Genomic DNA, 20975 nt, shown 5'->3' with positions numbered 1-20975 from the left:
GCGGCACCGGCATCGCCGGCACGGGCGGCTTCACGGCGCACCGCTGACCCGCTGTTGTCGGCGCTGGCGCACCGCACCGTCCTGCCGACGGCGGTGGAGAGGACGCAGCTCCTGCCACATCCTGACCGCTCCAGAGCTGACGAAACGGCCCGACTCGCCAAGGTCCGCACCGCCAAAGGCGCGCGAGTTCGTCGTGGCAACAGGCCCGCGCGCCCTTCCCCTCGGCCCTGTACGGGCATGGTGCGCGTCAGGGCCGCAGTTCGAGGACCACGTTGACCGCAGTCTCGGCCACCTTCCGGACGTGGCTGAAGCCGGCGTCGGTCGCCAGCCGGCTAACCACGGCCGGGCCGGCCTGGGCGCCGAGGGCGAACCCGCCCGCCTGGGCCAGGGCGGCCGGCGTGCACTGGAACGTGGAGGCGGCGTAGCTGAGCGCGGCGAGCGGGTTGGCCAGGTTCGCGGCGTGGTCGTCGGCCGCGTTGGGCTCCACTACCAGGACCGTGCCGTCGGCGGCGAGCGCCTTGCGGGCGTGGGCCAGGGCGGCCGCCGGGTCGCCGAGGTCGTGGAGGGTGTCGAGCAGACAGATCAGGTCGAAGCCAGCGGCCGGGTAGCCGGTGGCGTCGAAGGTCTCGAAGTGGATGCGGCCGTCGAGGTCGGCCTGGGTCGCCCGCTGTCGGGCGATCTCGACGGAGCGCTCGTGGAAGTCGTAGCCGTGGACGCTGGCCAGGGGGTAGGCCTGGGCCAGCAGGATGGCGGCCGCGCCGTGGCCGCAGCCGACGTCGGCGACCCGGCCTCCGGCGGCGAGCCGGTCGGCGACCCCGGGCAGGGCCGGCAGCCACTCGGTGGTGAGGTTGGCGGCGTAGCCGGGGCGGAAGAAGCGCTCGGTGCCCAGGAAGACGGCCGGGTCCTGCTCGTGCCAGGGGATGCCGGCGCCGGTGCGGAAGGCCTCGGCGAGCCGGTCGATGCCGGCGAACCAGCCGCGGGTGATGGTGGCACCCCCGGCGAGGAAGGCCGGCGAGGTCTCGAAGGCGAGCACCGCGGCGGCCTCGGCGGTCAGGGTGTAACGCCCGTCGCCGGCGGTGTAGTCGAGGAACCCGGCCGCGGCCTGCTGGGACAGCCACTCCTGCAGGTAGCGCGCCGCGGCGCCGGTGCGGGCGGCCAGCTCCGGCGGTGTGGCCGGTCCGCCGTCGGCCAGCGCCCGGTACAGCCCCAGCCGGTCGCCGACCGCGACCATGGCGGTCGTAGCGGCGCCGGTCATCGCGCCGAGCAGGCGGTTGGCGTGCTGTTCGATCAGTTCGGGATTCATGGACAACCTCGCAACGTGGATGGGTGTGGCCGTCACAGCAGTTCGGCCAGCAGGGCGGCGGCGCGCGCGGCGCCGTCGGTGGCGACCGGCCGGTACTGCGGGGCGGTGCCGATCTCGGCGGCCACCACCGCGGCCAGGCGGTCGGGCGTGATGTCGTCGTAGTCGAGCCGGCGCCCGGCCCGGTAGCGGCGCAGCCGGTGCGGTACGTGGAAGTTCTGCTCGTAGTGGTGGCGCAGCGGGATGTACACGAAGGGGCGCCCGCACGCGGTGAGCTCCATGCACGTCGTCAGGCCCGCCTGGACGATCGCGAGATCGCTGGCCGCCAGGTGCTGCTGCAGGTCCGGCACGTAGCCGAGCACCTCGAGGCCCGGCGCGGCGGGCAGGGACGCCGGGTCGATGCGCGGGCCGGTGACCAGCACCATGCGCAGACCGGGTACGCGCCGGGCGATCGTGGGGTAGGCGTCGCGAACCTTCCGCAGCAGGTGGGTGCCGACGCCCGAGCCGCCGACGGTCACCACGCACACCTGCTCGTCGGGGCGGTACCCGAGCCGCTCGCGCAGCGCCGCGCGGTCGCAGTACGGCGCCGGGTCGAAGCCGGTGACATAGCCGGCGAAGGTGTAGTTCGCCTGCGCCCAGTCGCGGATGTGTGGCAGCTGAGTGCCGAACCGGTCGGGCACGATGTCCTGCGGGTCGCCGACGAAGACGGCGCGGTCGCGCAGCCGCGGGTAACGGGCCACGTGCTCCAGCATCTCGGCGTTGTAGTCCGCCGCGAGCAGCTCCTCGCGGCGGCCGCCGTCCGGCATCGGCAGGTGGCCCACGAAGTCGGTCATCCAGGCGTACTGGAAGCGCTTGAGCTCCGGGTTCTCGTACAGGAAGTGGTCGACCTCCCACGCCTCGTCGGCGATGACCAGGTCGTAGGCGCGCTCCTGGACGACGTCCTGGAAGAGCATGAAGTTGGCGACGAGGATCTCGTCCATTCGCCGCAGCGCCTGGAAGCAGTGCAGATCGTGCTCGGTCGCCTCGCTGTCGATGTGGGCCGACTCGCTGGACAGCCACCGGCTCGCCGGATGCACCCGCTCGCCGGCGTGTCCCAGCGCCCGGCTGACCGGGTGCTGGGCGAGCCAGTCGACCTCGACGCCGGGCGCCTGCCGGCGCAGCTCCTGGGCGATCGCGAGGTCGCGGCGGGCGTGCCCGAGCCCGATCGGTGAGGAGAGGTACAGCACCCGTCGCGGCCGGCCGGTCCACCGGGTCCAGGTTTCGCGCAGCGGCCGGGGCGCTCGCAGCCGTTCGGCGAACTCGTGGATGAGTACGTTGCTGCGCACCGGATCACCGGCGACGGGTACGTGTCCGGCCCCCTCCAGCACCACCAGCCGCCCGCCGGTCAGCCGGGCCAGCTCCTCGGCGACCGGCAGCGGGACGATGCGGTCGTCGCTGCCGTGCACGTGCAGAGCCGGGCAGCGCAGCCGGGCGCTCCAGCGCGCGATGTCGTTGTATCCGGGCGCCGGCCAGGCGGCCTCGGCCAGCAGTACTTCGGGCGTCGTCTCGCCGGCCCAGCCGACGGCGTCCTCGATCGCCTTGGTCGAGTGCGGCTCGGAGAAGCACTGCCCGAAGAAGAACGCGGCGAAGTCGTCGAAGTGCTCCAGCCAGTACCGCCGGTTCCACTTGGCCCAGTGTGCCGGCGGGTCCTGGCCGAGCTCGGGGACGCGGGAGGGCGGCAGGTCGGGCGGCGCGGCCAGGAACGCGTCCTCGGCGTCGGTGTCCGGGCCGGCGTCGCGCAGCGGTATCGCGCCCGCGATCGTCATGATGCCCAGCACCCGCTCGGGATGGTCGGCGGCCAGCTCCAGCACCCAGCGCGCCGCCATCGACAGGCCGCATACCAACGCCCGGTCGGTGCCGGGCGCGTCGAGTACCCGCAGCGCGTACCCCACCTGGTTGGTGTGGTGGTAGGCGGCCGGCTGCAGGGGCCGGTCGGAGCGGCCGTTGCCCGGCCCGTCGTAGAGCACGACCCGGTGGTGGCGGGCCAGATAGGGGACCTGCATCTTCCAGGTCTGTGCGTGCACGATGGTCCAGCTCGGCATCAGCAGGATCGTCGGCCCGCCTGTGCCGTGCCGCTCGTAGTGGAGTTTCAGTCCGTCGCATTCGACGAAGCCCTCGTCGTCCGGCTCACGTGCCCGCATGCCGCTCGGCTCCCTTACCCGGAATTCGGTCGATCGACCGACTTGCGGTAAAGTTAGCAGTCGGTCGACCGACCGACAAGCGTCCGCTCGAGACGGGAACCAGACACGTTGTCCGAACGCACCGCAGGCACCTCGGTCCAGATCCTGGAGGCGGCGCGCGGCTGCCTGCTCGCCGAGGGCTACGCGAAGCTGTCCACCCGCAAGGTCGCCGACGCCGCAGGTGTGCCGCTGAGCCAGATCCACTATCACTTCGGCGGCAAGCAGGGGATGGTGCTGGCCCTCCTCGACCACGAGAACACCCGCCTGATCGGGCGGCAGCAGCGGATGTACGCCACCGACGCGCCCCTGTGGAAACGCTACGAGCAGGCGTGCGACTTCCTGGACGACGACATCGCCTCCGGCTACGTCCGCGTGCTGCAGGAGATGATCGCCGCCGGCTGGTCGGACACCAGGGTTTCCCAACAGGTACTTTCGCTGATCCAGCGCTGGCAGACGGTGTTGGAGGAGGTGACGCGCGGCACCGAGGCGCGGCTCGGCCCGCTGACGGCCGAGGACGCCGCGGCCCTCGTCGGCATGTCGTTCCTGGGCGGCGAGGCGCTGATCCTGCTGGGTGACGAGACGTGGACGCGGCGGACGCGGACCGCGCTACGCGCCCTGGTGGCGCTGATCCGGCACATCGAGGAGGACTGATCGGGGGTACTGGGCGCAGGCCCGGCGGCGGCGTTTGGCGCAAGATGGTCGGGTGAGCCAGTGGACGCCCGTCGCGCGTAGCGCCGACGTCACAACCAGACCCCTCGCGGTCGACCTCGATGAAATGCCGTTCGTGCTGGTCCGGTTCGCCGACGGCGGACCGGTTCGGGCCTTCGCCGACCGATGCCCGCATCGCTTGGTGCCGCTGTCGGCGGCGACTCCGACCGGCGGGACGCTACGCTGCGCCTACCACGGCTGGGAGTTCGGACCGGACGGGCGCTGCGTGACCATCCCGTCGGGGCCCGGCCAGGCTGTCCCGCCGCGCGCCGACCTACCGCCGGGGCCCGCGGTGCGGGAGCACGACGGCCGCGTCTGGCTCGACCGCGCGACGTTGGTGCCCGACGAACCGCCCGTGCTGTGCACCAACGAGGACCCGGCCCTGCGGCGGGCGTGGCATCCGGTCGGACTGGTCGCCGAGCTGCCGTTCACCGCGGAGCTGCTCGGCGAGACCTGGAGCGTGTACGAGGACCTGCACGTCGAGCCGGTCCCGCACGCGGTGACGACGCGCTGGGGGCTCGTCTGGCTGGCCCCGCAGGAGCCGCTGACCGAGCTGTTCGACGATCCCGACCGCGAGGACCGGCAGTTCGTGGGTGCCTGGCTGCCGCCGGCCCGGACCAGCGTCGCGGCGGCCGTGGTCGCGGACAACTTCCTCGACGTCGCCCACTTCCCGTTCGTACACGCCGGGACGTTCGGCGCGGGGGAGGAGCGGGCCGTGCCGGAGTACACCGTGCGCGGCGATCCGGACGGGTGCCGCAGCGTGCAGGAGCAGTGGTTCGACAACCCGGAGGACCCGGGCGTGCTCGACGGGACGCGGCCGGTGCGGCAGCGGCGCCGGGCCACGTACGTATACCGCGCACCGTTCCAGCTGATGCTGCGCCTCGAGGAGCTCGACGCGGGCGCGGTGAAGACGATCCTGTTCTTCGCCCAGCCCGAGTCGCTCGCCCGGACCCGCATCTACACGAAGATGCTGCTGTGGGGCATCGGCGGGGCCGAGCGGCCCGGCTCCGACGTCGTGGCGCGCGAGTGCGCGTTCGAGGAAGCTGTCCTGGCCGAGGATCTGGCGCTGCAGAGCGCGATGACGCTGACCGGCCTGCCGCTGCGGATGCGCGACGAGCTGCACGTGCGGGCCGACCGGCTCGGCGTGGCGCTGCGCCGCGAGCTCGTGCGGTTCCGTGAGCGGGCGGCGAATCCGGGACGAGCTGGCGAATGATCGACCTCAGGCTGGACAACGCACACGTGGCCGGTGAGACCAGCTTGTCCCAGCCGGTCAGGATGAGCTTGCCGGCAGCGTGACCGCTCGCGCTCAGCTCCCGCGCTTTCGCGGCGTCCTCCAGCGAAAGGCTCTGCGCGATGAGCACCGTGAGCTTGCCGCCGGCCCGCGCTCCCACCGCCGAGTGGAAGATCAACGACAGCGCTTGCGCCGTCAGGTGAGCAGAATCCGATGAGACGAACTCAGGGCCGGCATGGCCGGCGTCGGGTCCTGGACTTCGCGCGCGGTGGACGTTGCCGCGAGCGCTGTCCTGGTGCCCGGTGCGATGGCGATGACGGCCCGCCTGCTCCGCCCTTGGGACCTTACGGTGGCCGGTGAGCCGCCCCGCTCGGCGATTTGATGACCCGGAGGTGGGTCTGGCGTGCCGCAGATGCTGGAGCGGTCGGCAGTGGCCGCGGCGACCGACCGTTTGCTGGCTGATGCCGGCGCCGGCCGCGGCCGTGCTCTTTACGTTCTCGGGGACGCCGGTCTGGGTAAGACCGCGTCGGTGAACGCGGCCTGCGCCGCCGCGGCGCAGGCCGGTTTCCGGGTGGTACTGGCGACGGCGGATCCGATGGAGTCGATGCTCCCGTTCGGGCTGATGTACCAGTCGGTGCGTGCTCTCGGCTGGGAGCCGGTGCCGGCCGCGGCCGGGAACCCGGTGAGCGCGGTCGACGCGCGGGCGGGCAGGTTCTTCGGGGTCCTGGATTGGCTGGAGGCGCGTGTCGAGGGTCCTCTGCTGTTGGGGTTCGATGATCTGCACTGGGCTGATCCCGACTCACTGGCGCTGTTGTCGTTTCTGGTCCGGCGGATCTCCGAACTGCCGGTGGCGGTGGTGGCGGCGTTGCGCCCCTGGCCGTCCGAGGCACAGGACGTGGCATCGGCGTTGACCCATGACGGCTGGGCCGCGCTGGAACGGTTGACGCCGCTGAGCGAGGCGGCCGCGGGAGTCCTGCTCGGCGCGGTGGCCGGGCGACGGCTGCCGGATCGGGTCGTGTCCGAGGCGTGGGTGGCGTGCGCGGGGAACCCGTTCCTGTTGGAGCAGGTGGGCGCGGCGCTCGTCCGGGGAGAGGCCGGTGACCTGAGCGAACGCGGCGGTCGGCAGTTGGCGCAGGCACTGTTGTTGTCCCGGTTCGCGGGATTGCCGTCGACCGGGTTGCAGATCGCGCGCGCGGGTGGCGTGCTCGGTGGGCGCTTCCGGGCTGAGATCGCCGCCGAGCTGGCGGGTGTGTCGGGCGGTGAGCGGGACGCGGCGCTCGACGCGCTGGCCCGCAGCGGCCTGGTCCGGGCTGCGGTCGACGGCGGCCTGGAGTTCGTTCATCCGCTGCTGCGGCAGGCGCTGTACGAGGACACCAGCCCGCCGGTGCGGACCCGGATGCACGCCCGGGCGTTCGGCCTGTTGTGTTCCCGGGGGCTGTCCGTCCACGCGGCCGAACACGCGCTGCGCGGGGAGATGGTGGGCGACGCCGAGGCGGTCGCGGTGCTGTCCGGCAGCGGGCGGGCCGCGTTGGCCGCCGGGGCGCTGGAGGTCGCGGCCAGCCACCTCGGCGGGGCGGCCGATCTCGCCGGTGACCGCGCCGGAACCGGGCTGCTGCTCGCGTGGGCGCGTGCGCTGCTCAGCCGCGGCCGGTCGGCGGAGACGGTCGCGGTGTGCCGACGGGTGCTGGCGCGCGGCGGGCTACCGGTCCCGGACCGGGTCGAGGCGCTGCGAATGATGGGGCTCGCCCATAGCACCACCGCGGCGCACGATGCGGCTTCCGACTGCTACGAGCAGGCGACCCGGGTGGCCGAGCCGGACCATCCGGGGCTGGCCGCGATGGCGCTGGTTGACCACGCGCTGACCATCTGGACGGTCGCCGGACCGGCGCGAGCCCTGCCGCTGGCCACACGAGCTCGCGACCTTGCACGTGACGCCGACCCCACGGTGCGGACCCGGGTGAACGTGGCCTGGGGCAACACCGCGCTGCAGGCCGGCGACCGAACCGGACTCGACGCGTTGGCCGAAGCCGCCGAGCCGCTGCTGGCCGATCCGGCAGCGCACGCCGCCGATCTGTCGCTCGGACTGGCCGGGACCATCGCCTCGTACGCGATGTGCGCGGCGATCACCGAGCGCCTCGACGAAGCCGAACGGGCCGCCTCGCTGGCCCTGTCCGCCGCCCGGCGGCTGGGGGCCGCCCAGACGTTGGCCTCGCTCCCCACGATCCAGACCTACGTCCTGTACCGGCTCGGCCGGCTCGACGAGGCCCTCGCCGCTATCGAGCAGGCGCGGACCTTCACCGACGTGCTGCCGATGAACGAGCCGTACGTCGCGGTGTGCGAGGCGTTCGTCCAGCTCCACCGTGGCCGGTTGGACGAGTGTGAACACGCGTGCCGCCGCGGCGAGCGGACGGCCCGCCCGCGTGGCGAGTTGTACGCGCTACTGTTCCTGACCGACGTCGAAGGTCAGCGCCGGCTCCGTGAGGGCGACCTGTCCGCCAGCGACGTTTATCTGGAGACGGCCGATCTGGCGCGCCGCGGCCGATTCAACGAGCCGTGCGCGGCGCCGTGGGGCCGGCATGCCGTCGCGGCCCATGTCCGATCCGGCCGCCTGGAGGAGGCACAGCGGGTCGTCGACTGGCTCGAACGATCGGCGGAGTCGTTGCCCTGCCGATGGCCTCGCATCGCCGCGTTGACCGGACGCGCGCTGATCGCCGAACAGGCCGGCCACCGCGAGGACGCGAACACTCACTTCGGCTGCGCCCTCGAGCTGCACAAAGGCCTGGACCTACCGTTGGAACGGGTCGAAACGCTGCTGGACTACGGCGCGTTCCTGCGCCGGGGCGGGCAGTTGACCCAGGCCCGGGCCCTCCTCGCCGAAGCGGCGAGCACCGCGGAGTCCACCGGCGCCCACTGGCTGGCCGGCCTGGCCGCCCGCGAGCTGACCGCCACCGGGGGCCGCCGCCGGCGCGTTCAGTCACCCGAACACCTGACCCCGCAGGAGGAACGGATCGCCGCATCGGTGGCGACCGGAAAATCGAACGCCGAGATCGCCCGCCAGTTGTCGATCTCCGTCAACACGGTCGAGACTCACCTGCGGCACATCTATGCCAAGTTCGGCGTCCGCTCGCGATTCGAGCTGGCCACCCGGATCAACCCGCGCCCGGGCCGTCCTTAACCGTCACCGCTATCCGGGATGCCAGGCCCGCCGGGACCGGCCAGACTCTACATCGTCCCCGACAGGCCGGCCCGGAAACGTCGGGCCCGCCCGGACCCGGAGGTGACGTATGAACCCGGCCGCCGACGGCGACAGCGGGACCGAGACCGGTCCGGCACCTGCGCTGCGCCTGCTGCTGACGCTCGACGCCGGCGAGCGTTTCTCCGGTACCGTCGGCGTGCTCGGCACCGCCACCGGCCGGACGTTCCACGGCTGGGTGGATCTCATCGGCGCCGTCGAGGCACTCCGCGCATCCACCGACCGGCCGCCCGGAGCATGACGCCTGTCACTGTCAGCACTAAATCTCACCGGCTTCCGTGATACCCGCACCGGCGCCGACCCGACACAATGGCGCGGGGAGAACGGCCTTGGGCAGCGCCTGTCTGGTCTCGCCCGTCGTCAAAGGGGGGCGTGAGCGGGATGAGCGCAAGTCCACCGTACGTCATCATCCGGCTGGTGCCGCAGGCTCCCGTCGACGGCGCCGCCTTCGCCACCTACCTGGAGAACCTGGCGCTGCAGTTGTTCGACGCGAACAGCTCGCCGCCGGTACCGCTGAGCGACTACGCCTATTCGTCGCCGCTGATCTTCACGCAGTGGCCCGGGGCGCCCGGGTACTACTCGACGGTCTCGGTCGCCACCGCCCAGCCGACGCACTACAACAGCGCGAACAGCAACTACGGCTCGACCCTCACGTTCCACTCCACTGTCGGGATCTCCGTCGGCGCCTACGTGTTCAGCTCCGACCAGCAGACGCTCCCGGCGAACCAGGGCCTACGGGTCACCGCCGTCGACACCACCACGGTGAAGCTCAGCGGAACGCTCACCACCTACGTCCCGACCGCGACGGTGTTGACCTTCCTGGGCTCGCCGCGCAGCGACGACCCGAACGCAGCGACACCGCTGACGTTCCCCCTGGATACCAGCGGACCTGCCTCGACGGTCGCCGGCGAGCTCATCCGGTTGAACTTCGCCGACACCAGCGGGGTCACCGTCGGCATGGACGTGGCCGCCGCCAACGTGCCCGCCGGTGCGACCGTCACCGACGTACAGCCCGACTGCGTGCTGGTATCCCGGCAGTTGACCGGCCAGGGCCATCCCGAGCAGGTCACCTTCACACTGCGGCCGCCGTTCGTCACATTTGCCATCACCCCGCAGTCCGCGACACCGACCGCCAACCCGGACACCCTGCAGTTCGCGGCGGGCGACACCGACGGCGTCGCCGTCGGCATGACCCTGGTGCCGGTAATCGGGCTGATCGGGCCGGGTACGACGGTGACCGCCGTCGACGCGACCGCGGTGCGGCTGTCTACGCCGATGCAGGCGAGCCTCCCGGCCGGCCGGTCGGTGCGGCTCGCCTTCCGGCTGAGCTCTCGGATCGCCCAGCACCTCAGCCCGCAGTTCAAGTACAACTTCTTCACCGGTGTGGACTTTGCGTTGGTGCCCGCGGCGGTCGCGACCGCCGTGGTGCCGTTGAACGCCACGCCGCCGGACTACCTGGACATCCCGAATTACCTCGATGTCAAGGTCAGGGCGACCCGCGGCACCGAGATCATTCCGCTCACCACCACGTTTTACAACGTGAAGGTGAGCACGGACAGCATGCCGAGCGAGCCTCTGCAGTACCAGAACCTGGCGGCGACCAGTACGAGCCTGTATGTCGCGCTGCCCCCGCCGCCCGGCGCCAACCCGATCGCGCTGGCCCTTCCCGGCGACGGTGCCGCGCCGCCGTTCGACGAGCTCCGCGACGTCATCGAGGCCACGCTGGCCGCCGAGAAGGAGCACGCCGCGATCGGCGACCCGATCACGACAGCGACGATCAGCACCCTCATCGCCTCGCCCCGGCTCTGCCGCCGGGTCGCCTTCGACATCGCCTGGAGCTACGGCGACACGCTGCCGACTCCGCCCGACTCGCTCGAGTCGCTTTACACCAACCCGCCGAACCCGGGCGGCGGCGGTGGGAACTCCTCCGGCAGCAAGGACAACAACCTCGAGCAGGACCGGCAGAAGTTCGAGGGGGCGCTCAGCAGCTTCTACTCGACCCACAACGCCACAGCCGAGCGGCTCGCGAAGTTCATCGCGGCCGCGTCCGCCGCCGTCGTCTGCGAGCAGGCCAGCCGCAACGCGACGACCGCGCTCGTCGACTTCCCGGTCGACCCGGACGCGCCGTTCGCCGCCGCCGTCGCCGTCGAAATGCGGCTGGCTGGGCTCGGCGCGGGCGGCCCGGGTGGCGTCAGTTTCGGCGTGCCGGCGGCCTACTTCTACGCGCTGGGCGCCCACCTCGACAAGACCACCACCGCCGCGCAGCGTTTTTCGATGGCGACCGGCGACGCGATCGAACGGCTGTTGCAACAGTTCGCCACGGCTCAGAACATGAACGTCATCGCGGCGAGCGAACTGTTCGCCACGGCGCCTGCACTGCCCACGGTCACCGCCTTCCAGGCCGCTCGCCGGCTTTCCGCGCTGCGGGTGTCGGCCGCCTCGACCAGTAGCTCCGTCACGGTCTTCGCCGGGACACCGCTGGCCGCGCTCACCACCGGCTGGCTGTCGGCCACCGACCCGGACACCTCCGGTGCCGGAACGCCGCCCGTCACGTACCCGGAGAACGACTTCCAGGTCTGGACCCGACACCTCGCCGGCGCCGACCCCGCCGGATACGCCGCGCTCGACCTGGACGCGTTGACTCGCGGCTACGTGCTGCCGCCGATCGCGGCCAGCCCCGACACCGATGCCGGCGCGGGCACCACCGTCCTGACGTTCGGCACCGCCAGCGGCATCGGACCCGGCATGACGGTCAGCGGACCCGGTGTCGCCGCGTCCACCACGGTGACCGGCGTGACCGCCGTGGCGAACGGCCGCACGGTCTCCCTCAGCACCCCGCTGGCCGGCAGCGTCACGACGACCACCCTGCTGATCTTCAACGCGCCGCTGCCACCCATCGCCGCGACCACCACGGCGGACGCACAGCCCGGTGCCACCCTCACGTTCGGTGGCGGCCTCCCGGCCGGCGTCGGCCCCGGCACGGCCGTCTTCTGTCCCGGTGTCACCGCCGGCACGACGGTACTGGCGGTAGCCGGAACAGCGGTCACGCTCAGCGCCCGGATCTCCGCCGCGGTCCCGACCGGCACCGAGGTCGTCTTCGCCGCGCCCCCGGTCGCCCCGCTCGCCGCGGTGACGACCGCGGACTGTCCGGTGAACACCGACGTGTTGACTCTCGGCGATCTCGCCGGTACCCACGGGATCCACGCCGGGATGACCGTCTTCGGCACCGGGATCCCCGCCGGTACGACGGTGCAGGCGCTCGCCGGCGGCACGGTGACGATCAGCACGGCGGTCACCACCGCCCTGCCGGCCGGGTCGGTGGTGACCTTCACCGCCCGGTCGAGCACCCTCGCCGAGCAGATCGCCGCGTGGCTGCCCTCGACGGTGACACCACCGGCCCCCGGACCCACGGTCGGCCTGCTCAAGCAGATCACAGCCGCACAGTGGACGGCTTTCTTCACGGTCGCCGGCAGCCCGGCCTGGCTACCGCCGTTCACCGAACCGCCGGGGGCCGGCACCGGCGGGACGGCCCAGAAGGCCGGCTACATCGCCGGCCGGGTCCGCGCCTTCGTCCGGACCGTCCGGGAGTTCTTCACCGTCGCGGCGGCCACCACCAGCGCCCAACTGCCGGCACCGGACGCGCCGGCGGTCTTCGACCGGCCCGCCGACGACCTCGTCACCGCCGCCGTCGCCCAGCTCCCGGCCAGTTTCGCCTTCGGGAAGGGCGCGCTGTCCACCGACGACGCGGCGGCAGCGGCGCAGACAGTCGTCTCGGATGACGCCGACGCCCAGGCCTGGCTGGTCCAGGCGCTGACGACGGTCAACGAGCTGTACTGGACCAGCTCGGTGGTGCCGAACCCGCCGGTCACCCTGCCCGGACCGGTCAGTCTCGCGTTCTCGGTGGCCGAGGCGCTGTTCGCGCGTGGCTTTCGCGCCGCCGCCGAGATCACCGGCCTGACGGCCGGAGACTTCCAGCTGGCCCTGACCGGCACGGTGGCCTATGACCACGCCGCGGCCTTGTACGCCAAGGCTCAGACCCTGGCCGCGCAGAGCCCGGACCCCGGCGCCGGCGACAGCGGATTCCAACCGGTGAACCCGGACGGTTCGCTGATCAGTTGCGCCCCGCCGCCGTCGCTGTCACCCACCGGGCCGATCGCGTACCTCCAGCAGATGTTGGCGGTCACCGGGTTGGCCGACGGCACCGACCCGGCACGGACCCAGCTGACCCGGCCGACCGCGGCCGGTGCCGACGAGGCCGCCACCGCGCTCACGTTCACCACCACCGACGGCGTCCGCGTCGGGATGGGCGCCGACGCCGCGCCGGTCGCGGCGGGAACCACGGTGACCGCGGTCGCCGACACGTCGGTGACCCTGAGCAGCGGACTCACCGGCGGGCTGCCCGCCGGGACCCCGGTCACGTTCACGGCGCCGGCCCTCGGCGACGTCCTCAGCGGGCGCCGTGGCCCCCTTGGCCGGCACGCCGCGAGCGCCGCGAACCTGACGACGCCGCTGCCGCTGGTCGACCTCGTCAACGAAAGCCTCGAACACCTCGCCGCGGCGGGCGCACCGAGCGGCGGCACTGTTTACGACACCGACCCGGCGCTGCCGCCGTGGTTCCCGCCGGACCCCGACGGCGACGACGCCGCCGCGCGGCTGCTGGCCGCGCTGCCCGCGCACTCGACCCCCGCCCCGCCGGACGCGGCGAACGCCGCCGTCGAACCGGCCGCGTTCGACAAGCTGGCCCATGACTTCTCCACCTGGCAGCTGCCGTACCCACAGTCCGCCGACATCGCGCGGACCTACCTGCGGGCGATGGGCAGCAGCCGGTTCGAGGCCATGCGGACGTTCCGCCGATGCATCACTGAGTTCGTGCTCGACCCGCAGCACGAACCCAACGGATTCGGGTCCTGGCTGTGGCGCTATCCGGTCCGCACCGACCTCGCGATCGAATACCTACACCTGTCGCCGCCGGAGTATGCGCAGCTGTTCGGCGGCTGCACCGTGCCACCCTGCGCGGGCGGGACCGACGCGCCGGTGGGCGACGGCGAGCCCCCGGCGGAGCCGGCCGAGGCGGGCACGTCCCTCGCCGACGTCGCCGCCGCTGCGGTAGCGGCCGCCCGCCGGCGCAAGGGCGCGCCGGCCGACAGCATCGGGCTGCCGGCGTTGCTCCAGTTGACCGGTCTGAGCTATGCCGAGTTCTACGACCTGTGGTCGTGTGGGTATGTGCCCTTCCACAACACCACCGGCGGCACATTCCCGTCGTGCGCGCCGTGCTGCCCGGAGGACCTGTCGGTGGGCTTCGACGACGGGCAGCTGGAACAGGGCCTGTCCGTGCTGCTCGTGTTCGTCCGGCTGTGGCGCACGCTGCGCGGCTGCGGTGAGGGCTACTCGTTCGCGCAGCTGGCCGACGTGTGCGCCGTGCTCAGGTTGAGGTTGGACGGCGCCCCGAATCCGGACTTCATCCGCCAGCTCGCGGCACTGCAGATGCTGCGCGACGACTTCGGGCTGCCGCTGAACGACCCGCACGCGCCGATCGACCCGCAGGCGTCCGGCGCCGAGCGCACGCCGCTGCTCACGCTGTGGTCGGACCCGGCCGGCGGACCCGGGTCGTGGGCACTGGACCAGCTCATCCGGCAGGTCGAGCGGCACGCCCAGCACCGGCACGGCTGCGGCCGCCGCCCCGCCGAGGCCGTGAAGCTGCTGGTGGACAACCTCGATCCGCTGTCGCGGCTGGCCGGCTTCGACCCGACCTCGCCCACCTTCTCGTGGCACGCGCGGCCAACCCACACGCTGCGCTTCGCAGAGGTACTGGCGAAGATCTACGCGTCGGCGTTCACGGTCGGCGAGCTGCTCTTCCTGTTCACCGCCGGGCCGCATCTCGACGGCGACGACCCGTTCGCGCTGCCGGACATCAACGAGGCCCGGGATACACCGCTCGAGGTGCCCGAGGACGACCCGCACCACGGGCTGTGGCGGCTGCGCCGTGACCTGCTCGACGCGCAGGTCGACGCGGACGAGGCCGAGCAGTGGCCGTGGCACCGGGTCGAGACCGCGCTGCAGACCGAGTTCGGGTTCGCGGCCGCCGACGTCACCGCGCTCGGCGCGCACTTCTTCCCCGGCCGGGCCACCCCGCGCGGCGGCGGGCACTTCGCGCGACGGTTCGTCTGCGCCCTGCCCGCCGCCGACACTTCGCCGGCCATGTGGAACGGCCCCCGCGACTGGCCGTGGCACTACGACACGACGACACAGCAGCTGGCCACCCGCATTCCCGTGACCGATCGGGCCTTGCTGGCCACGCTGACCCACGTCCGTGCGCTGAACGACCGTGAACGGCAAGCCGTCCAGGACCTGTACTTCCAGCCCCGGGCACTGCTGGCCCGCTTCGCTCTGCTGCTGGGCGATGTCGCGGCCGCCCGACGGGCGCTGATCGAGGAACACGACGAGAACCGGCGGTTCGCGTACCTCCGCGATCAGTTTCTGCTCGGCCGCCACCGCAGCCACCTGATCGCCCGGCACCTGTCGCGCCATGTCGCCACGATCAGCGGCGACGACGACCCTCCGGACGAGGCGGTCGCCGGGCTGGTCCTGCGGACGCTGGTCGGCGACGGGAACCGGGCCCGGTCCGGCTGGGAGGACGACACCGGCGCCCCGCCGGCACTGACCTGGCCACAACCGGCCGGCGGCGCCCTCGCAGCGCTGCTCGGGCTGGTCGGCACCGGACTGCACGTCGAGTACCGGCCGGACGGCGGCTGGATCGTCTGGCGCGACGCGGCGGCCTCGCTGGGCGGCTTCGGGACCGAACCGGACCGGCGCAACGCCCCTGTACCGACGGTCCTCCCGGCCTTCGACGCGGCGTTGACCACTGAGCAGATGCGGCACACCAGCGTCCACAACGGCATGCTGGTCACCGACAGCACCGGCGCCTGGCTGGGTGGGGCACAGGGCTTCACCGCGACCTGGACCGGGACGATGCTCATCGAGCAGCCGGGGACCTACGAATTCTGGGCCGGCCCGCCCGCGCACGGCGCCGAGCCGTGCGACCCGGACTGCGGCCGAGGCCGGCAATGGCAGGTCACGCTGCGCCGCGGCCAGCGCACCTGGGTGCTCCTCAGCGCGGATCAGCCGACCGGCGAGGTACCGCTCAAACGGGGCGCCTACGAACTGCGGGCCCAGCTGGTACAGCCCAGCCCCGAGTTCGACGACGAGGACGACGTGCGCCCGGTACACACCGGCCTCCAGATCGACTACCGCGGCCCGGACAGCGGCGACCGGCGCACCGAGATCCCGTTCCGCGCACTATTCACCGCGACCAAGGACCACCCGCTCAGCGCCGGGATCAAGCGCCTGAGCCCGGCCGCGGCGGCGTACCTCGATGACCTGTACGTCCGCTCCCTGCGCGACATCCGCCGCACCTACCAGCGAGCCGTCAAAGCCGTCCTGCTGTACCACCGGTTCCGGCTCTCGGCGCGGCGCCGGCCGCACGGCACCTCCGAACTCGGCTACCTGCTCAGCCAGCCGCAACGCTTCGCCGGCACCGGCTACTACCACCTCGGCGGCGTCTTCACGCGGCACCAGGCGTTCTTCGACCCGAACCTGTTACCGGTGCGGGACACCTTCCACGCCCCCGCGCCGTCGGACGACGCCCGGGTGGACCCGTCACCGCAGCGCACCCAGGCGATGTTCGACTGGTGGGAGCGGCTGTTCGACTACGCCGCCGCCCGCGACGACGTCCAGCGCCGCGACGGGCGCGCGCTGTGGCACCTGTTCGACGAGGCGCAGGACAGACAGCCCGCCCACCCCGGCTATCTGTTGCGCCATCTCGGCGCGGACTCCCGCCGCTGGGCGCTCGACCTGCGCTACGCCCAGGACCAGAACGCGCCCGTCTACCTGGTGACCGCCGACGACCTGGCCGACGACCGGTGGACGTTGCGGGCCTGGCACGCCGAGCACTGGCTGCGGGCGATGCAGCGGCACAGCAGTGTCGCCGATATCCGGGTCGCACGGCCGGACCTGTGGGCAGCCACCGAACCCGCCGCGACCCTGCCCGGCGAGACCGGCACCGGCAACGCCAACCTGGTGCTCTTCGTCGCCGCCGGCTGCCTGCCGGCCGGCGCCCCACGCCGCTACCGGGACCTGCGCCGTATCAATGACGAACTGCGGGACCGGGGCCGTCGCGCGTTGCTCGCCTACCTGTGCGCCGAGGACCGTGTCCCCCTGCCGTGGCGCCCCGGGCAGTTCGCCGCCGCCCCGGGCGACCTCAGCGACTTGCTGCTGCTGGACGTCGACGTCATGCCCGGGCGCACCGCCAGCCGGATCGAGGAGGCGATCACCGCCACGCAGTCGTTCATCCGCCGGGCCCGGCTCGGGCTGGAGCCGGACTGGCCGGTGACGCACGCGTTCGCACGGCTGTGGGACAGCCGGTTCGAGACGTACCGGACCTGGGAGCAGGCCCGCTACCGCGAGCTGTACCGGGAGAACTGGATCGAATTCGACGAACTGCGCCGAGCCCGCCGCATCGAGGCGTTCCGCTTCCTGGAGGACCGGCTGCGTACGTCGACGCTGACGCTGGCCGCGCCCGGTGGCCTGGACTGGTGGCTGGACACCGACACGGACCTGCGGGCCGCGCCCGAACTGCTCCAGCGGCGCGTGCCATCCCAGGTCCGTGCGCTCACTCCACCACGGCAGGGGTTTACCACCCTCGGCTCCCCGGAATGGGCCGGGCAGCCGTCGTGGCTGGCCGCGGCCCCGGCCGCACCAGACACGCCCGGCGACGGCAACGGTACGCCCGAGGGCTACGGCGAGCACGGCGGCCGGGACGATCCGCCGGTTCTGGAGGCCGCGCCGGCGCGTGCCCCGGATCCGGGCCAGGCACCGGCCGCGGATCAGGCCCGGGCGGTGGCGACCGCCGACGCGCAGCCGTCGTCGCTGCCGCTGTGGATGGCCGCCGCGATCAGGCTCGGCACCCGCTTCCTGCGGGTCGCGGCCGCCGGACCGCCGCCGGCCGCCGCCCGATTCGCCGTGTCCCGCGACGGGCCGGCTTGCTGCCCGGACTGTGGCGACGACCACCCGCCCACCGTCGACGAGTACTACTTCTGGCTGGTCAGCACCCAGGTATACGCCTATACCGCCAAGACGGACGCCTCCGAGGACGGCGACGCCAGTTTCACCGGCAGCTACCAGTTCGGCTTCCAGGACTCCTACTACGACCGGTCCCAGCAGCAGTCGGCCGACTGGAACGACGAGGGACCGGCCGCGCGGCTCCAGGCGAAGTGGCAGCCCGACCCGGCGGTCCGGCTGGCCTGGTGCCGGCTGCACAACGGTCAATTCGGCCAGCCCCGCCGGTCCGCAGGCCACGTCACGGTCGCGGCGCAGCCGGACCTGGTCCTGCTCGGGCGGGCCTGGGACTCGCTGTACTTCCAGATCACCAACAGCGCGCCGGCGCCGGCCGGATACGGCAGCGGCGAGGACAGCGATCCGTCGCCACCAGGTTTCCGGTACGACCTCGCCGCCGACGAGGCGGTCGCCGTGCCGGAGGTGCTCAAGCCGCCTCCACCGCCGGGCACCGACCCCGGCGGCCTGGGGTCCTACCCGCTGTTCGCCTACCACGCGCCCGGCGCCCGCCTCTTTCCCACCTCGTGGTTCTCACCCGCGCTGGCGGTGGCCGACGCGTTGCGGACCCGCTGCGTCCACGACCTCGCGCTGCGCTGGTACCGACGGGCATTCGACCCGTGGAGCCGCGACTGCACGTGGGCCCGCTGCCCGGGCGACGACCTCGAGCCCACCGACGGTGGGCACCAACCCGGATCCGTCGCCTGCTGTGACGCCTCCGCGCCCACCGACGAGGTCGCGCGCAACCGAGCGGTGCTGCTGCGCTACTGCGCCACCCTGATCGAATGGGGCGACACGCTGATGCGCCGCGGAAACTCGCCCGAGGCACATCAGCAGGCACGCGTGCTCTACGACACCGCCGAGCGGATCACGGGACCGCGTCCGCGGGCCCACATCCTGCCCGAGCCGGCCAATGTGGCGACCGTCGCCGCGTTCGAGCCGGCTCCGCCCCCGCTCAACCCGCGCCTGATGGAGCTGTATGACCTGATCGCGGACCGGCAGGACCTTGTGCGCCGCGGCTTGGACGCCGGCCGGATCCGCGCCGAGCTGCCCTACTTCAACGACCTACCCGCGGACCCGGGCGAGTGGTGCCTGGACGAGGCGGACCGGTGCGGCCGGCGGAGCCCCTACCGGTTCACGGTGCAGATCGCCAAAGCGTCCGAGCTGGCCGGGCGGGTCCGTGAGCTCGGGGGCGCGCTGCTCGCCGCCTACGAGAAGGGCGACGCCGAGTACCTTGCCTCGCTGCGGGCCGAACAGGAGCGGGAGATGCTGGCCCTGGGCATCCGCGCCCGCCAGGACCAGTGGCGCGATGCCGACTGGCAGGTCCAGGCGCTGCAACAGACGAAGGACCGCAGCCAGGCCAACCTGCTGTACTACGCCGGCCTGCTGCAGAACGGCCTGATCAACACCGAGATCCAGAACATCGGTCTGACCACGTCGGCGTTGCAGACCCGCACCGGCGCGACCGTGACCGAGATCCTCGGCGAAGTCATGTCGATCATCCCGGACTTCTTCGTCGGCGCCGTGTCCACCTTCAGCCAGATACCGGTCGGCACCAAGCTGGCCGGGCTGTTCCAGGCGATCGCCAAGGTGATGCACTCGGCCGCCGACATTCAGTCGACGGTCGCCTCCATCGACGGCACCCAGGCGGGCTGGCAGCGCCGCGCCGCCGAATGGCTGCACGAGGTGCAGACCCTGCCGATCGACATCGAACAGACGGAGATGCTGATCCTCGGCGCCCACCGGCGCCGCGACCAGGCCATGACCGAGCTGAACAACCAGCAGCGACAGATCGAGCACTCCACCGAGACCCTCGACTTCCTGCGCGATAAGTTCACCACGGCCGAGTTGTACCTGTACCTACAGCGGGAAACGGCCGCGATGCACCGGCGGATGTACGAGCTGGCGCTGCGGGCGGCCCGGGAGGCCGAGCACGCATTCGCCTACGAGCTGGGCCGTCCGAGCCCCAGGGTCCTGGCCGACATCGGCTGGGACAGCCTGCACAGCGGTCTGCTCGCCGGTGAACGCCTGGACACCGCACTGCATCACCTGGAGAAGGCATACCTGGACAACAATCGGCGCGAGCTTGAACTCACCCGGCAGTTCTCGCTGCGGCTCGACTTCCCCGCCGCCTACCTGCGGCTGCGCACCACCGGCAGTTGCGAGGTCACCCTGCCCGAGTGGCTGTTCGACCTGGTCGACTATCCGGGTCACTACCTGCGCCGGATCAAGAACGTCTCGCTGACTCTGCCGTGCGTGGTCGGCCCGCACACCGGCGTGCACTGCCGGCTGACCCTGCTGCACAGCAGCCTCCGGTCCAGCCCGGAGGTACGGCCCCCGGCCGGGCACTGCTGCCCGGACGAACTCGACCGCGACGACTACACCACCTGCGCCGCCGACCCGCGCCTGACACGTGACTACGCTGCGCACGAGTCGATCGCGACATCCACCGGCCAGAACGACTCCGGCCTGTTCGAGCTCACCTTCCACGACGAGCGGTACGTCCCGTTCGAGTTCCGCGGAGCCGTCAGCCGGTGGCGCATCGAACTACCACCGGAACACAACTACTTCGACATCCGCTCCCTGACCGACGTGATCATGCGGCTCAGTTACACCGCCCGGGACGGCGGCACACCGCTGCGCACGGCCGCCGAGCGGGCCTGCCGGGGCCGGCTGCCCGGCGACGGGCTGCGACTGTTCGACCTGCGGCAGGACTTCCCCGAAGCGTGGGCGATCCTGGGGGGTACCGATCGGGGCCGCCACCGCAGGGTCCGGCTGGCCATCACGCAGGCGATGTTCCCGTACATTCCCGGCCGGCGCGCCGAGCGGATCGGCCGGTTCCTGCTCATGTTCGCCGCACCCGACGCCGTGCCCGGACGCCACCACCAGATCCGGTTCTGGCGGGCCGATCACGACGACCGGGACTGCGACGTCGAGGCCACCTGCGTCGCCAGCGACGCCTGGCCCGGCCACTTCTGCGGCACGATCGACCTGCACGACGAGCCGCTCGGACCGCTGAGCGACGACCGGCCGCAGGTGTGCGTCGTCGAGTTCCCGCCGGACACCGGGCCGATCGGCGACGTGTTCCTGGTCGCCCAGTACGACGCGTCCAGCCCGGCGTACCGGCGCGACGAGGGCTGACCGGTGGCCGACGCG

7 protein-coding genes are annotated in these 20975 nt (G+C 72.4%); 5 read left to right on the top strand and 2 right to left on the bottom strand.

Going from position 1 to position 20975, the window contains the following annotated elements:
• Nucleotides 1-247: 247 nt before the first annotated feature.
• Both ACIA8L_RS46865 and ACIA8L_RS46860 read right to left on the bottom strand, forming a co-directional pair.
• On the bottom strand, nt 248-1303 hold the full coding sequence (locus ACIA8L_RS46865; protein ID WP_395915283.1) for a class I SAM-dependent methyltransferase: 1056 nt from the start codon (nt 1301-1303) through the stop codon (nt 248-250).
• A 32-nt stretch (nt 1304-1335) separates the two neighbouring features.
• Nucleotides 1336-3480, bottom strand: coding sequence for an alpha/beta fold hydrolase (locus tag ACIA8L_RS46860; protein ID WP_395915282.1), 2145 nt, complete (start codon nt 3478-3480; stop codon nt 1336-1338).
• A 108-nt stretch (nt 3481-3588) separates the two neighbouring features.
• On the opposite strand from ACIA8L_RS46860, the gene ACIA8L_RS46855 reads away from it, so the two are divergent.
• The 5 genes from ACIA8L_RS46855 (at nt 3589) to ACIA8L_RS46835 (ending at nt 20960) form a co-directional block, all read left to right on the top strand.
• On the top strand, nt 3589-4170 hold the full coding sequence (locus ACIA8L_RS46855) for a TetR/AcrR family transcriptional regulator (RefSeq protein ID WP_395915280.1): 582 nt from the start codon (nt 3589-3591) through the stop codon (nt 4168-4170).
• A 52-nt stretch (nt 4171-4222) separates the two neighbouring features.
• Nucleotides 4223-5440, top strand: coding sequence for a Rieske 2Fe-2S domain-containing protein (locus ACIA8L_RS46850; protein ID WP_395915278.1), 1218 nt, complete (start codon nt 4223-4225; stop codon nt 5438-5440).
• 430 nt (nt 5441-5870) lie between these two features.
• Nucleotides 5871-8633, top strand: coding sequence for a LuxR C-terminal-related transcriptional regulator (locus ACIA8L_RS46845; RefSeq protein WP_395915529.1), 2763 nt, complete (start codon nt 5871-5873; stop codon nt 8631-8633).
• Nucleotides 8634-8742: 109 nt separating this feature from the next.
• The gene (locus tag ACIA8L_RS46840) at nt 8743-8952 is read left to right on the top strand and encodes a hypothetical protein (RefSeq protein ID WP_395915276.1); all 210 of its coding nucleotides are present in this window, start codon (nt 8743-8745) and stop codon (nt 8950-8952) included.
• A gap of 140 nt (nt 8953-9092) precedes the next feature.
• The gene (locus ACIA8L_RS46835) at nt 9093-20960 is read left to right on the top strand and encodes a neuraminidase-like domain-containing protein (protein WP_395915274.1); all 11868 of its coding nucleotides are present in this window, start codon (nt 9093-9095) and stop codon (nt 20958-20960) included.
• Nucleotides 20961-20975 lie beyond the last annotated feature (15 nt).

It is taken from the genome of Dactylosporangium sp. NPDC051541 (assembly GCF_044454505.1).
GTDB lineage: Bacteria > Actinomycetota > Actinomycetes > Mycobacteriales > Micromonosporaceae > Dactylosporangium.
Note: the sequence above shows the minus strand (reverse complement) of the source record. Positions and strands in the feature narration are given on the sequence as shown.